Below are 14,175 nucleotides of genomic sequence, written 5' to 3'. Positions count from 1 at the left end.
ACTTATTCTTCGGCTTATGTCTGAACTGCAGGGTGGGCCGGGTGCCCTGTTCGCTATCGGTGGTGCCGAGGACAAGCTGAAGAAGCGGACGGTGCTGCAGGAGTTCGTCGAGGCGGCGGGTGGGTCGAAGGCGCGGATCGTCGTGGTGCCGACGGCGTCCGCGCTCGGTCCCGACGTCGTCGACGTGTACCGCGCGCTGTTCGCCGCGCTCGGTGCCGAGAGCGTGGTCGGCGTCCGCCCGGAGAACCGGGAGGACGCCGACGACCCGGCCTTCATCGCGCCGCTGAACGACGCCACCGGGATCTTCATGACCGGTGGCAACCAACTCAAGCTCGCGGGTGTCGTCACCGGTACGGCGTTCGGCCGCGCGGTGACGGCCGCGCACGCGCGCGGCGCGGCGGTCGGTGGTACGTCGGCGGGCGCGAGCATCCTGGCGGAGCACATGATCGCGTTCGGGCGCTCCGGTGCGACCCCGCGGCAGCGGATGAGCCAGCTGTCCGGCGGGCTCGGCCTGGTGCAGGGCGCGATCGTCGACCAGCACTTCGCCCAGCGGAACCGGTACGGCCGGCTGCTCTCACTGGTCGCGCAGTCTCCCGGCCTGCTCGGGATCGGCGTCGACGAGGACACCGCGGCGGTCGTCCGCGGCAGCCACCTGGAGGTCGTCGGGCGCGGCGCGGTGACGATCTTCGACGGCAGCCGGATCACGTCGAACGCCCACTACGCCAAGCGCTCCGAGCCGATCCTCGCGTCCGGCGTCGTGCTGCACGTGCTGCCCGCGACCGCGACGTTCGACCTGCAGGACCGGGTGCTGCTGTCGTACGGCCCGCAGCCGGCGGCGTCGGAGTACGCCGAGATGGCCGCGGCCGAGGCAGACCTGCAGCGGCTGGCGAAGGAGATCGCGGCCGAAGGGGTGTCGCCCAGCTACTACGCGGAGCGCAAGCGGCGCGCGGGACGCCGTACCAAGGCAGCTGCCGCCGGGGAGTCCAGACCGGAGGCGACCGAGCCGATCAAGGCCGGCGCCGAAGCCGATCTCCCCGACCGCACGCAACCAGAACAGTGACCCCATGACCGACGCAACGCCGTCCCCTGACCTCAAGATCATCGAGACCCGCGTCTACCGCGGCCCGAACGTCTGGAGCTACGACCCCGCGATCCACCTGGTCGTCGACCTCGGCTCGCTGGAGAAGTTCCCCTCGAACACGATCCCCGGCTTCACCGAGCGCCTCCTCGCGCACCTGCCCCGCCTCGACCAGCACCACTGCTCCCGCGGCCGCCGTGGCGGGTTCATCGAGCGGCTGTACGAAGGCACCTGGCTCGGGCACATCTCCGAGCACGTCGCGCTCCAACTGCAGCAGGAGGCCGGCCACGACATGCGCCGCGGCAAGACCCGGCAGGTGAAGGGTTCGCCAGGCGTCTACAACATCACCTACGCGTACGCCGACGAGGCGGTCGGCCTGGCCGCGGGCGAACTCGCCGTACGGTTCGTGAACAACCTGGTCGAGCCGGACCCCGCGTTCGACTTCACGCAGGAGCTCGAGAAGTTCATCAAGCAGGCCGAGCGGACCGCGTTCGGCCCGTCCACGCAGGCGATCGTGGACGAGGCGGTGTCCCGGGACATCCCGTGGATCCGGCTGAACAAGGCCAGCCTGGTTCAGCTCGGGCAGGGCGTGCACGCGAAGCGGATCCGGGCCACCATGACGTCCGAGACCGGGTCGATCGCGGTCGACGTCGCGAGCGACAAGGACCTGACCACCCGGCTGCTCGCGTCGGCCGGTCTGCCGGTCCCGCGCTCGGAGTCCGTCCGCACGGTCGAGGAAGCGGTCGCGGTCGCGCAGAAGATCGGCTACCCGGTGGTCTGCAAGCCGCTGGACGGCAACCACGGCCGCGGGGTCTGCCTGAACCTGCTGGACGCCGACGCGCTCCGCGAGGCCTTCCCGATCGCCGCCGAGCAGTCCCGGCGCGGCTTCGTGATCGTGGAGAACTTCGTCACCGGCAAGGACTACCGGTGCCTGATCATCAACGGCCGGATGGAGGCGATCGCCGAGCGGGTGCCCGCGCACGTGGTCGGCGACGGCGTGCACACGGTGGCCGAACTCGTTGACATCACCAACGCCGACCCGCGGCGCGGTGTCGGCCACGAGAAGATCCTCACCCGGATCACGATCAACAACGCCGCCCGGCAACTGGTCCGCGACCAGGGCTTCGAGCTGGACGACGTACCGCCCGAGGACGTGATGGTGAAGCTGACGCTCACCGGCAACATGTCCACCGGCGGGATCTCGATCGACCGCACCTGGGAGGCACACCCGGAGAACGTCGAGATCGCCGAGGAGGCGGCCCGGATGATCGGGCTGGACATCGCCGGCATCGACTTCATCTGCCCGGACATCACCCAGCCGGTGCGCGAGACCGGCGGCGCGATCTGCGAGGTGAACGCGGCACCGGGGTTCCGGATGCACACCAACCCGACGATCGGCGAGCCGCAGTACATCGCGAAGCCCGTGGTGGACATGCTGTTCCCGCCGGGGGCGACCAGCCGGATCCCGATCGTCGCGGTCACCGGGACGAACGGCAAGACCACCACCGCGCGGATGATCAGCCACGTCTTCAAGGGCCTCGGCCGCAAGGTCGGGATGACGTCGACGGACGGCATCGTGATCGACGAGCGACTGGTGATCCGGCAGGACGCGTCCGGGCCGAAGTCCGCCCGGATGGTGCTGCAGAACCCGCGGGTCGACTTCGCGGTGTTCGAGGTCGCCCGCGGCGGAATCCTGCGCGAGGGCCTCGGGTACGAGCGCAACGACGTCGCCGTGGTGCTGAACGTGCAGCCGGACCACCTCGGCCTGCGCGGCATCGACACGCTGGAGCAGCTCGCCGACGTGAAGTCGGTGCTGGTCGAGGCGGTGCCGCGGACCGGGTACGCCGTGCTAAACGCGGACGACCCGCTGGTCCGGAAGATGCGCCGCAAGTGCTCGGGGCAGGTCGTCTGGTTCAGCATGGCCGAGCCGGGCAGCGAGGTCCGCGACTACATCGAGGGCCACTGCCGGCGCGGTGGCCGGGCCGTGGTGCTGGAGCGGTCGGACCTCGGCGACATGATCGTGGTGCGGCACGGCCGCCGGTCGATGCAGCTCGCCTGGACCCACTTGCTCCCGGCAACGTTCGGCGGCCGGGCGATGATGAACGTGCAGAACGCGATGGCGGCGGCCGCCGCGGCGTTCGCGGCCGGTGCGCCGCTGCACGACATCCGGCAGGGCCTGCGGACGTTCAGTACGTCGTACTACCTGTCGCCCGGCCGGTTGAACGAGATCGACGTCGACGGGCGCAGCGTGATCGTCGACTACTGCCACAACGCGCCGGCGATGCGGATGCTCGGCGACTTCGTCGACCGGCTCGGCGAGAGCCTGAACGCGTCGTCCGAGCTCGGCCGGCCGTCCCGGATCGGCGTGGTCGCGACCGCGGGCGACCGGCGCGACGACGACATCCGCGAGCTCGGCGAGGTCGCGGCGCAGCACTTCGACGCGGTCGTGGTCCGCGAGGACGCCCGGCTGCGCGGCCGGAAGCGCGGCGAGTCGGCGGACCTGGTCACGGCCGGGGTGCGGGCCGCCATGGAGAACGGCGCGCGCTGCCGGCGGGTGGACGTCGTACTCGACGAGCTCGACGCGGTCCGCTACGCGCTCGACCTGTCCAACCCGGGCGACCTCGTGGTCCTGTGCGTCGACCAGCACCAGTCGGTCCTGGCCGAGCTCGAGTCGGTCTCCCACCTCGCCCAGGCCGGCGCCCGCTCCGGCGACGAGGGCGGCGATCCCGACTTCGTCCAGCCGGACGAAGAAGTGGTCGAGGAGACCGTCAGCTGATCAGGACGCCGGCTGCTGTCGTTTCGGCAGCAGCCGGCGGCGCGGCTCCACCTGGTCGATCCAGTCGAGGTCCTCGGACAGTACCGCGTCGTTCGACCTGTCGGCGTACGGGTCCGGTGGTGGCGGCGCCGGCGGCAGCGCACGCAGTTTGAGCGTGACCATCGGGATCGCCAGCAGTACGCCGACCACCATCCACGGCCAGTACTCCCGCAGCAGCGGCTCGAACGACTGGAAGAACGCATCGGTCGACTCGTTGCCGACGGCGTCCATCGGTTTCCCGGTGGACGCGGCGACGAGTCGCACCGCCTCGACGAGGGCGAAGCACACGAGGTAGAACCCGGTCAGCGGGATCCACGCGCCGACCGACCGCCAGCCGCGCTTCCAGCAGGCGATGTAGAGCAGCAGCGCGAGCCCCGCACCGACCAGCGCGCCGTTCAGCTGCCACAACCAGCGCCAGTCGCCCAACTGCTCGGCCGGACGCATGGCGGTCCACGCGATCGGCAGTGCCAGCGCGAACGCCGCGACCACCGAACTCCTCGCGCCGAGCGCGCCGAAGAACCCGCCGAGCGCGGTTGCCACCAGCAACGTGATCAGCAGCTTCAGCTCGCCGAACGACGTCCCGGTCGCCCACCACAGACCCGCGGCAACGACGAGCACGACCGGTACGGCGATCCGGATCCGGCCGATCAGCAGGCCCGCGAGCACACCACCCGCGAAGCCACCGAGCACCAGCAGATCGATCCGCGGCGGTACGAAGTACGTCGTACCCTCCGGCAGCCCCTTCAGGTACGTCGCGGAGAAGCCGCCCACGAACCAGGCGACCACCGCGGCCGGAATCGACCACAGGTAGCGCATCACAACCCCGTTCCCACCCCAGCGGGCGGACCGTCGGGGCTAGTGCTGGGCTCTCTCGACCTTGCTCTTCAAGATCTCCGGTGTGTCGACAGTAGCTCCCTCGGACCGCAACCAGGCGTCAAGACTCGCCCGATCCTGCAGAGACATGACCGCCACCACATCGCCCGCCCGGGCCTCCGCGACCAGCGCCTGCGCCGCCTCCAGCTCGGTCGGGAACGCCGGCACATCCTCCACGCCGACCGACGCGGCCCCGGCCCGGAACACCGCTTCGAGCTCCGCCGGCGGCCGTCCGCGCAGATAGTCGCTCTTGTGACCGATCGCCACCCGGTCAGCGGCCCGGGCACCCATCGCGCCGAGCGCCGCGACCATGTCGTCGGCCCGGTCCCCCGGCGACCCGAGCGCCAGCATCAGCCGGCCGCCCTCCGGCTTGACGCCGTTCATGATCTCGATCAACGCCTCCAGCCCGGCCTCGTTGTGGGCGAGGTCGATCACCACGGTGAAGTCGCGCAGCGAGTACATGTTCATCCGGCCGGGGTTGTTCTCGTTCGGCGCGAACGTGCTCAGGCCCTCGATCACCGCCGCCCGCGGCAGTCCGAGCCCGAGCGCGGCCGAGGCCGCGGCCAACGTGTTCTCCACGTTGTAGTGCGACAGCCCGGACAGCGTCATCGGTACGTCGGCCACCTTGACCAACGGCTCCGGGTCGCGGGCGTTGTCGAGCACCGTGACGAACCCGTCGAGCACAGTGGTCGCGCGGCCACCCTCGTCCAGCACGGTCCGGATCGACGGCGAGTCGGGCTCCCGCGAGAACACCCAGCACTTGGCGGGCGAGCCGAGCCGCATCGCGAACGTCCGCGGGTCGTCGCCGTTCACCACGCACCAGCCGCGCGGCCGGGTGATCTGCGTGATCACCGCCTTCACCTCGGCGAGCTGGTCGACGGTGTCGATACCGCCCAGCCCGAGGTGGTCCGCGGTGACGTTGGTGACCACCGACACGTCGTTGTAGGCGACACCGACGCCGCGGCGCAGGATCCCGCCGCGCGCGGTCTCGACCACGGCCAGCTGGATCCCCGGCCGGGACAGCACCTGGGCCGCACCGCTCGGACCGGAGAAGTCGCCGTACTTGATCAGTTCGCCGTCGAAGTACACGCCGTCGGTGCTGCACCAGCCGACGTGCAGGCCGGCGGCGCGGCCGATGTGCGCGATCATCCGGGACGTCGTGGTCTTGCCGTTCGTCCCGGTCACTGCGACCACCGGCACCTTCGGCCGCAGCGTCGGCGGCGGGTTGCCCGGCGGCTCGTCCCGGACACGTTCCCCGACGGACGCGATCAGCCCGCTCAGGTCATCCGCACCGAAGGCGTCGAGGACCTCGACGATCGCCGCGCCCAGCGCCCGCGCGCGCCCCTCGTGCGCCCACGGGAACGCCACCACGAGCCGTCGTACGTCGGCCTCCGGACGGACCCGGACGCCGATCCGGCCGATGCCTGCCTCGCGGGCGATCCGCCGTACGACGTGACCGACGACGCGGATCGCGAACCGCTGCCGGAAGCCGGAGCCGATCCGGCCCGGACGGGTGCTGCCGAGGCCGATGGCCTGGGCGTAGGTCTTCGCCGCCGGGGCGGGCGCGTCCGCGAGCGCCGACACGTCGAGCGTGAGCTTGATCGCGGCGCGGCTGAAGTAGAGGTTGGCGCCGTCCAGGACGCGCAGCTCCACCAGAGAACTGGACACCTATCACGCTCCCATCGCGTGGTAGCCGCCGTCGACGTGGACGATCTCGCCGGTCGTCGAGGGGAAGAAGTCGGACAGCAGGGCGACGATGGTGCGCCCGGTCGGCTCGAGGTCGGACGGGTCCCAGCCCAGCGGGGCGCGGTCCAGCCACGGCTCCTCGAACTTCTCGAAGCCCGGGATCGCCTTCGCTGCCAGCGTCTTCAGCGGGCCGGCCGACACCAGGTTGCAGCGGATGCCCTGCGCGCCGAGGTCCCGCGCGAGATACCGGTTCGTGGACTCGAGCGCCGCCTTCGCGACCCCCATCCAGTCGTACCCGGGCCAGGCCACGGTCGCGTCGAAGGTCATCCCGACCACGCTGCCGCCCCGGCTCATCAGCGGCGCGCAGGTGACCGCGAGCGCCTTCAGGCTGTACGCCGAGACGTGCACGGCCTGCGCCACGTCCTCCCACGGGCCGTCCAGGAACTTGCCGCCGAGGATGGTCTCCGGATTCCCGTACGCGATCGAGTGCACGACGCCGTCCAGGCCGTCGACGTGCTCCCGCACCGCGTCCGGCAGCGCCGCGAGATGCTCGGCGTTCGTGACGTCGAGCTCCAGCACCGGCGGCTCGACCGGGAGCCGCTTCGCGATCCGCTTGGTGATACTCAGCGCGCGGCCGAAGTTCGAGATCAGCACGGTGGCGCCCTGCTCCTGCGCCACCTTGGCCGTGGCGAAGCCGATCGACGAGTCGAGGGTGACTCCGGCGACCAGGATCCGCTTGCCGTCGAGGATGCCCATCAGTGGCCCATCCCGATTCCGCCGTCGACCGGGATCACCGCACCGGTGATGTACCCGGCCTCGTCCGAGGACAGCCAGCGGACCGCGTTCGCGATCTCCGAGGTCAGGCCGAACCGCCCGAGCGGGATCTGGCTCAGGTACTGCTTCTGCGTCTCTTCCGGCAGGACGGCGGTCATGTCGGTCTCGACGAAACCGGGGGCGACCACGTTCGCGGTGATGCCGCGGCTGCCCAGCTCGCGGGCGATCGACCGGGCCATCCCGATCAGGCCGGACTTGCTGGCCGCGTAGTTCACCTGGCCCGGCGAGCCGAGCAGGCCGACCACCGAGGAGATGAACACGATCCGGCCCTTGCGCAGTCGCAGCATGCCCTTCGCGGCCCGCCGGGCGACCCGGAACGAGCCGGTCAGGTTGGTCTGCACGACCTGGTCCCAGTCCTCGTCGGACATCCGCAGCAGCAGCGTGTCGCGGGTGATGCCGGCGTTCGCCACCAGCACCTCGACCGGGCCCTGCTGCTCCGCGATCGTGTCGAACGCGGCGTCGACCTGCGCCTGGTCGGTGATGTCGCACTTCACGCCGAGGAGCCCCTCCGGCGGCGGGCTCGCGTTGTAGGTCACGGCGACCTGGTCACCGGCCTCCTTGAACGCGGTAGCGATCGCCAGACCGATACCCCGGTTGCCTCCGGTCACCAGCACAGACCTGCCCACAAGCCCTCCTCACGTCGTCGGTCGGAGGAACGCTATCCCACTCGGGCCGGTGCTTTGGTCTCAGGAGTCTTCGAGCCGGAAACCTACCTTCATCGTCACCTGGTAGTGCTCGATCTGGTTGTCTTCGATGTGCCCGCGGATATCGGTCACCTCGAACCAGTCGAGATGCCGGAGGGTCTCCCCGGCGCGGGTGATCCCGTTGGTGATCGCCTGGTTCAGGCCTTCCTTCGAAGTGCCGACGATCTCGGTCACGCGGTAGGTGCGATCGGTCATGACGAGCCTCTCTCCAGCCTGGCTGCGCCGGGGCGGCGGGCGCGGCGTACCGTTGTTCCTGGTGAGGAGGATAGATGTCGAGACGCCATGAACGGAGCGGCGCGGCGGTCATCTCGGTGACCAGTGCGCAGCCGGGCCGTTCCGAGGATCTGGACAGCCGGATCGTGCGGTACGCCTGGATGATGTCGATCCGGGTGGTGTGCTTCGTCCTCGCCGTGGTCACCCCGTCGCCGTGGCGCTGGGCCTTCGTGGTCGGCGCGATCGCACTGCCGTACTTCGCGGTCGTGCTGGCGAACGCCCACCGGTCCGCGACCCAGGGCGGCGCGAGTCCCTTCATCGCCCCCGGCCGGACGGCGATCGGGGACGGCCGGACGACCGTCGTACCGGCCGGCGAGGAGCCGGTTCAGGACCGTGTTCAGGACCGGGGAACCGACACCGAAAAGTGATCTGGGCCGGGACTGGAAAACTTGGACTGATTCGTGTCAGAATCTCCCGCGTGCCTTGAAGTTCAGCAGTGGAATTCAGGGACTTGATGCGGCGTCGGACGGCTCCCCCCGTGGCTGTCCGACGTCGCTTCATTTTTGCCCTTATTGATTATTGAGACATCAGGAATATCGGGAATGTGACTGAAGAACCTGCTCCGACCACCTGCTCCGCCAAGGGCTGCGGCAACACCGCCACCTGGGCGTTGCGCTGGAACAACCCGAAGATCCACACGCCGGACCGGCGGAAGACCTGGCTCGCCTGCGACGAACACAAGGAGAGCCTGTCGGACTTCCTGGCGCGCCGGTCATTCCTGCGCGAGATCGAACCATTCACCTAAGGGAATGTCGCCACGCCGGAGACGTACCGAAAAAGCACATTTCCGGATTAGGCCGGAGTCGCCGGTCAACCGCCGATGGCTGACATCGGGCGGGCCGGTTGCAGGAAGCTCGGGTCGTTGATGCCGTGGCCCGGGAGTTTGCGCAGCATCACGCGCCGCCAGCGGTCCGCCAGTTCCGCGTCGTCGGCGCCGGCCCGCAACGGTGACCGCAGATCGGACTCGGTGCGCGCGAACAGACAGTCGCGGATCTGACCGTCGGCGGTCAGCCGGACGCGGTCGCAGTCCCCGCAGAACGGCCGCGTCACCGACGCGATGATGCCGACCGTCTGCGGTCCGCCGTCGACCAGGAACGACTCGGCCGGCGCGCTGCCGCGCTTCGACGCGTCGTCCGGGGTCAGGTGGAACCGGTCGGTGAGCATGCCGAGGATGTCGTCGGCGGTGACCATCGTCTCCCGGTGCCAGCCGTGCTGGGCGTCCAGCGGCATCTGCTCGATGAACCGCAGTTCGTACCCGCGCGCGAGGCAGAACTCCAGCAATTGCGGCGCTTCCGTGTCATTCACGCCGCGCATCAGGACCGCGTTCACCTTCACCGGCGTCAAGCCCGCGTCCTGGGCCGCCTCGAGTCCGGCGATCACGTCCTTGAGCCGGTCCCGGCGGGTGAGCTGCTTGAACGTGTCCGCGTTCACGGTGTCGAGGCTGACGTTCACCCGGTCCAGACCGGCGTCTTTCAGTGCCTGTGCCTGGCGGGCGAGCCCGATTCCGTTGGTGGTCAGCGAGATCTCCGGGCGCGGCGTGAGTTCCGCCGTACGGCCGACGATGCCGACCAGGCCGCGGCGGAGCAGCGGCTCGCCGCCGGTGAAGCGGATCTCGTGCACGCCGAGTCGGGTGACGGCGACCGAGACCAGGCGGACGACCTCGTCGTCGGTGAGCAGCTCGGGCTTGCCGAGCCAGTCAAGGCCTTCCTCCGGCATGCAGTATGTACAACGGAGGTTGCAGCGGTCTGTCAGCGAGACCCGCAGGTCCGTCGCCACCCGGCCGTAGCGGTCTGCCAGGCCGAGTTGTGCCACTTCCCGGATCTCCGTCATTCCCCCAGCGTACGTGCCGGGCGTCGGCCATTTCAGGGGATGGCTTAAGTTCGAGACGTGGGTCGTGTGATGAACCTCCGCTGGATCACTGCCGCGCTGGGAGTACTGGTGCTGGCTGCCGTGTGCGTCGCGCTCGGCCGCTGGCAGCTGCACCGGCTCGACGAACGCAAGGCGCGCAACGAGGTCACCAGGTCGAACTTGGCGGCCGAGCCCGCGCCCCTGGACCAGATCGTCGGCCCGCAGGGTGTCGTCGGCGACCAGCACGCCTGGCGTACCGCCGTCGTCACCGGGCACTACGACGCGTCGAAGCAGGTGATCCTGAAGTACCGCAACGTGAACGACAAGCCCGGTTTCGAGATCGTCACGCCGCTGGTGCTGTCCGACGGGAAGGCGGTGCTGGTCGACCGCGGCTTCATCGCCCGGCAGAGCTCGGAACTGATGCCGCTCAACGTCCCCGCCGTACCGACCGGCGAGGTGACCGTCACCGGGCGCCTGCAGCGCAGCGAGCGCGGCGGCCACACCACCGGCGGTACGCCGGACGACGGGACGGCCCGGCTGATCAACGGACCCGACTTCGCGAAGGTCCTCGGGCTGAACCTGTACGACGGCTACCTGCAGCTCACCAAGCAGGACCCGGCCAACGACCCGGCCTTCGGCGGGTTCCCCGGCCCGGAGATCGACGACGGTCCACACTTCTTCTACGCGCTGCAATGGTTCTTCTTCGCGCTGCTGGCGATCGGCGGGCTGGTCTACTTCACGAAAACGGGAGGTCGCGGTGGCAAATCGGGGGACGACGCCGAAGACAGCTCAGACGACAGCCCGGAAGACGTCGAGCAGCCCGCGGCCCACGCCGGAGCACCGGATTGAGGACTACGCGCTGATCGGTGACCTGCAGACCGCCGCACTGGTGTCGAAGCAGGGCTCGATCGACTGGCTGTGCTTCCCGCGGTTCGACTCCCCCGCCTGCTTCGCGGCGCTGCTCGGCACCGAGGACAACGGCCATTGGCGGATCGCGCCGCGGGACGCGGACGCGGTCAGCAGCCGGCACTATCGCGGCGACACGCTGGTCCTGGAGACCGAATGGTCGACACCGACCGGGTCGGTGCGGGTGATCGACTTCATGCCGCCCCGGGACACGGCGCCGGACGTGGTCCGGATCGTCGAGGGCGTCCACGGGTCGGTCGAGATGCGGTCCGAGCTGAGGCTGCGGTTCGACTACGGGCACGTGGTGCCGTGGGTACGCCGGTCCGACGGCCAGATCGACGCGATCGCGGGACCGGACGCGGTCTCGCTGCGCTCCGACGTCCACCAGTACGGGCGGGACCTCACGACGTACGGCGATTTCCGGGTCGGCAAGGGCGACCGGGCCTGGTTCGTCCTGACCTGGCACCCGTCGCACCACCCGGTCCCGCGGGCGACGGACGCGATCGCGTCGCTCAAGCCGACCGAGGACTTCTGGACCGACTGGATCGGCGGCACCACCAGCACCACCGAGCTCAGCGAGGAGGTGACGCGGTCGATCCTGACGCTGAAGGCGCTGACCTACGCGCCGTCCGGCGGGATCGTCGCGGCACCGACCACCTCGTTGCCGGAGACGCTCGGCGGCTCCCGGAACTGGGACTACCGGTACTGCTGGTTGCGCGACGCGACGATGACGCTGTCCGCGATGCTGCGCGCCGGTTTCACCGACGAGGCCGAAGCGTGGCGGAACTGGCTGCTGCGCGCGATCGCCGGCTCCCCGCAGGACGTGCAGATCATGTACGGCGTGACCGGCGAGCGCCGGCTCACCGAGTTCGAGGCCGGCTGGCTGCCCGGGTTCGCCGGGTCGGCGCCGGTCCGGATCGGGAACGCGGCCGCCGAACAGCTGCAGATCGACGTGTTCGGCGAGGTGATGGACGTGCTCGCGCTCGCCCGCGAGCACCAGATCGGCGCCATCGAGGAGGCCTGGCAGGTGCAGCGCGGGCTGATGGGGCACCTGGATGAGGTGTGGAACCAGCCCGACGAAGGGATCTGGGAGGTCCGCGGCGGGCGGCAGCATTTCACGTACTCGAAGGTGATGGCCTGGGTCGCGTTCGACCGGGCGGCGCGGGCGGTCGAGCGGTTCGGGCTGAGCGGGCCCGCGAAGGAGTGGCGGGCGCGGGCGGACGAGATCCACAAGGAGGTCTGCGAGCAGGCCTACGACCCGGACCGGAACACGTTCACCCAGGCGTACGGGAGCAAGGCGCTGGATGCCGCCGTACTGCTGATCCCGCAGGTCGGGTTCCTGCCGGCCGACGATCCGCGGGTGGTCGGCACGGTGGACACGGTGCAGCGCGAACTCGCTGCCGACGGGTTCGTCCGGCGGTACCTGACCGAGCACACCGACGACGGGCTGGTCGGTGACGAGGGCACGTTCCTGATCTGCTCGTTCTGGCTGGCCGACGCGCTGGCGATGGTCGGCCGAGTCGGCGAGGCCCGCGACCTCTACGAGAAGCTGGTTGCCCTGCGCAACGACGTCGGCCTGCTCGCCGAGGAGTACGACGTGAGCGCCGGGCGGATGCTCGGGAACTTCCCGCAGGCGTTCTCGCACCTCGGCCTGGTGAACACGGCCTGGCACCTGACCACGGCCGAGTCCCCGGTCCGCAAGTCGGCGTACTAGTTTCTTGCCGTCGGCCACCGTCGAGGTGCGCCCGGGGGTGCGGTGCGGCAGGATGGTGGTGTGGACCTCGGACTGCGTGATCGCACCTACATCGTCACCGGCGCCAGCGCCGGGCTCGGCTTCGCCACCGCGAAGGCGCTTGCCGCCGAAGGCGCCCGGCTGGTGATCTCCAGCCGGAGCGAGGAGTCGATCGCCCGGGCCGCCACAGAGCTGTCGGGGCTGGGCGGGCACGTCGTCGGGATCCCGGTCGACAACGCCGACCCGGAGAGCGCGGAGCGGCTGGCCGCGACCGCGATCGCCAAGTGGGGCGAGCTGCACGGTGCGCTGATCAGTGTCGGCGGCCCGCGCGCCGGGACCGCGCTGGACACCGACGAGGAGGACTGGCGGGCCGCGTTCGACAGCGTGTTCCTGGGCGGGCTGCGGATCGCCCGGGCGGTCGCGCGGGCCGGGGCGGAGGGTACGTCGATCGCGTTCGTGCTGTCGTCGTCGGTGAAGTCGCCGATCAACGGGCTGGCGATCTCGAACGGTCTCCGCCCCGGGCTGGCGATGGTCGCGAAGACGCTCGCCGACGAGCTCGGACCGAACGGCATCCGGGTGAACGGCCTGATGCCCGGCCGGATCGCGACCGCCCGGCTGCAGGAGCTGGACGGCAAGTCCGGCGACCCGGAGGCGGTCCGCCGTGCCTCCGAGAAGACCATCCCGCTCCGCCGCTACGGCACCCCCGACGAGTTCGGCCGGGTCGCCGCCTTCGTCCTCTCCCCCGCCGCCTCCTACCTGACCGGCGCCATCATCCCGGTCGACGGCGGAGCACTCCGCACCATCTGAACCGCCACGCCATCACAATCCACCGCCCGCCGCGACGGCTACGCTCAGCCCGGCGGTTCGCCGGCGATGGTGATGGCCTGGGCATCCGCGGATCACCCCCACTGGCCCGGTACGTAGTCGCCGGCCGGCTGCTGGGTGATCACGTTGATGCGGTTCCAGGTGTTGATGCCGGCGATGGCGGCGACCAGGGCGCCGAGCTGTTCCTCGGTGTAGTACTTGGCCGCGGTCTGCCACACGTCGTCAGGGACTCCCCCGGCGGCGTCGGCGATCCGGGTGCCGGCCTCGGCGAGCGCCAGCGCGGCGCGTTCCTCCTCGGTGAAGACGGTGGCCTCACGCCAGACCGCGACGAGGTTGATCCGGACCGCGGTCTCGCCGTGGTGCGCGGCGTCCTTCGAGTGCATGTCGACGCAGACCGCGCAGCCGTTGATCTGGCTGACCCGCAGCTCGAGCAGCTCCAGCGTGCTGAGCGGTACGCCGGCGTCCATCGCACCGCGCGCGGCGGTGTTCAGGTGCTTGATGAACTTGCCGAGCACGGGGTTGGTGAACAGATCCAGACGAGCGTCCATAACAGGTTGTCTCCTTGCGAATGAGCATCTTGACACCCACCCGACGAGACAGC

At 70.2% G+C, this 14,175-nt stretch carries 14 protein-coding genes; 7 read left to right on the top strand and 7 right to left on the bottom strand.

All coding sequences use genetic code 11. From position 1 onward, the window contains the following. Positions 1 to 16: 16 nt before the first annotated feature. Positions 17 to 1,060: a cyanophycinase gene (locus tag AB0M51_RS06415; protein WP_344196692.1), complete on the top strand. Its 1,044-nt coding sequence runs from the start codon at positions 17 to 19 to the stop codon at positions 1,058 to 1,060. 4 nt (positions 1,061 to 1,064) lie between these two features. Then, entirely contained in the window at positions 1,065 to 3,854 is a 2,790-nt protein-coding gene (gene cphA / locus AB0M51_RS06410; RefSeq protein ID WP_344196694.1) for a cyanophycin synthetase, read from the top strand. On the opposite strand, the gene AB0M51_RS06405 is transcribed toward cphA, so the two are convergent. From AB0M51_RS06405 to AB0M51_RS06385, 5 genes are read right to left on the bottom strand one after another with little or no spacing between them, the layout of a single operon-like run. Then, the gene (locus AB0M51_RS06405; protein WP_363748326.1) at positions 3,855 to 4,709 is read right to left on the bottom strand and encodes a hypothetical protein; all 855 of its coding nucleotides are present in this window, start codon (positions 4,707 to 4,709) and stop codon (positions 3,855 to 3,857) included. A 39-nt stretch (positions 4,710 to 4,748) separates the two neighbouring features. Then, positions 4,749 to 6,434, bottom strand: coding sequence for a Mur ligase family protein (locus AB0M51_RS06400; protein WP_344196698.1), 1,686 nt, complete (start codon positions 6,432 to 6,434; stop codon positions 4,749 to 4,751). Between the two features lie 3 nt (positions 6,435 to 6,437). Next, positions 6,438 to 7,208, bottom strand: a complete 771-nt coding sequence (gene fabI / locus AB0M51_RS06395; RefSeq protein ID WP_344196700.1) for an enoyl-ACP reductase FabI — start codon at positions 7,206 to 7,208, stop codon at positions 6,438 to 6,440. After that, positions 7,208 to 7,912: a 3-oxoacyl-[acyl-carrier-protein] reductase gene (gene fabG / locus AB0M51_RS06390; protein ID WP_344196702.1), complete on the bottom strand. Its 705-nt coding sequence runs from the start codon at positions 7,910 to 7,912 to the stop codon at positions 7,208 to 7,210. The genes fabI and fabG overlap by 1 nt, the downstream gene beginning before the upstream one ends. A 60-nt stretch (positions 7,913 to 7,972) precedes the next feature. Continuing rightward, positions 7,973 to 8,185 carry a dodecin gene (locus AB0M51_RS06385; protein WP_344196704.1) on the bottom strand — a complete coding sequence of 71 codons (213 nt, stop codon included), beginning with the start codon at positions 8,183 to 8,185 and terminating at the stop codon, positions 7,973 to 7,975. Positions 8,186 to 8,259: 74 nt separating this feature from the next. Here AB0M51_RS06385 and AB0M51_RS06380 point away from each other — a divergent pair, with 74 nt between their 5' ends. Beyond that, entirely contained in the window at positions 8,260 to 8,631 is a 372-nt protein-coding gene (locus AB0M51_RS06380) for a DUF3099 domain-containing protein (RefSeq protein WP_344196706.1), read from the top strand. A 176-nt stretch (positions 8,632 to 8,807) separates the two neighbouring features. Then, positions 8,808 to 9,008, top strand: coding sequence for a hypothetical protein (locus AB0M51_RS06375; protein WP_344196708.1), 201 nt, complete (start codon positions 8,808 to 8,810; stop codon positions 9,006 to 9,008). Between the two features lie 65 nt (positions 9,009 to 9,073). Here AB0M51_RS06375 and moaA read toward each other — a convergent pair whose 3' ends face one another. Further along, positions 9,074 to 10,093, bottom strand: coding sequence for a GTP 3',8-cyclase MoaA (gene moaA, locus AB0M51_RS06370; RefSeq protein ID WP_363748322.1), 1,020 nt, complete (start codon positions 10,091 to 10,093; stop codon positions 9,074 to 9,076). Between the two features lie 57 nt (positions 10,094 to 10,150). Between moaA and AB0M51_RS06365 the strand changes: the two genes are divergently transcribed. Genes AB0M51_RS06365 through AB0M51_RS06355 form a run of 3 tightly spaced genes read left to right on the top strand, consistent with a single transcriptional unit; the run spans position 10,151 to position 13,556 of the window. Then, positions 10,151 to 10,960, top strand: coding sequence for an SURF1 family protein (locus AB0M51_RS06365; RefSeq protein WP_363748320.1), 810 nt, complete (start codon positions 10,151 to 10,153; stop codon positions 10,958 to 10,960). Further along, positions 10,869 to 12,731: a glycoside hydrolase family 15 protein gene (locus tag AB0M51_RS06360; RefSeq protein ID WP_363748318.1), complete on the top strand. Its 1,863-nt coding sequence runs from the start codon at positions 10,869 to 10,871 to the stop codon at positions 12,729 to 12,731. Before AB0M51_RS06365 ends, AB0M51_RS06360 begins: the two co-directional genes overlap by 92 nt. Positions 12,732 to 12,791: 60 nt before the next feature. Next, a complete protein-coding gene (locus tag AB0M51_RS06355; protein WP_363748316.1) occupies positions 12,792 to 13,556 on the top strand; it encodes an SDR family oxidoreductase in 765 nt (254 codons plus the stop codon). Between the two features lie 92 nt (positions 13,557 to 13,648). Here the strand turns inward: AB0M51_RS06355 and AB0M51_RS06350 are convergent, their stop codons facing one another. After that, positions 13,649 to 14,122: a carboxymuconolactone decarboxylase family protein gene (locus tag AB0M51_RS06350; protein WP_344196718.1), complete on the bottom strand. Its 474-nt coding sequence runs from the start codon at positions 14,120 to 14,122 to the stop codon at positions 13,649 to 13,651. Positions 14,123 to 14,175: the final 53 nt, after the last annotated feature.

The organism is Kribbella sp. NPDC051137 (assembly GCF_040682535.1).
Classification (GTDB): Bacteria; Actinomycetota; Actinomycetes; order Propionibacteriales; family Kribbellaceae; genus Kribbella; species Kribbella karoonensis.
This window is presented reverse-complemented; position numbering and strand designations above follow the sequence as displayed.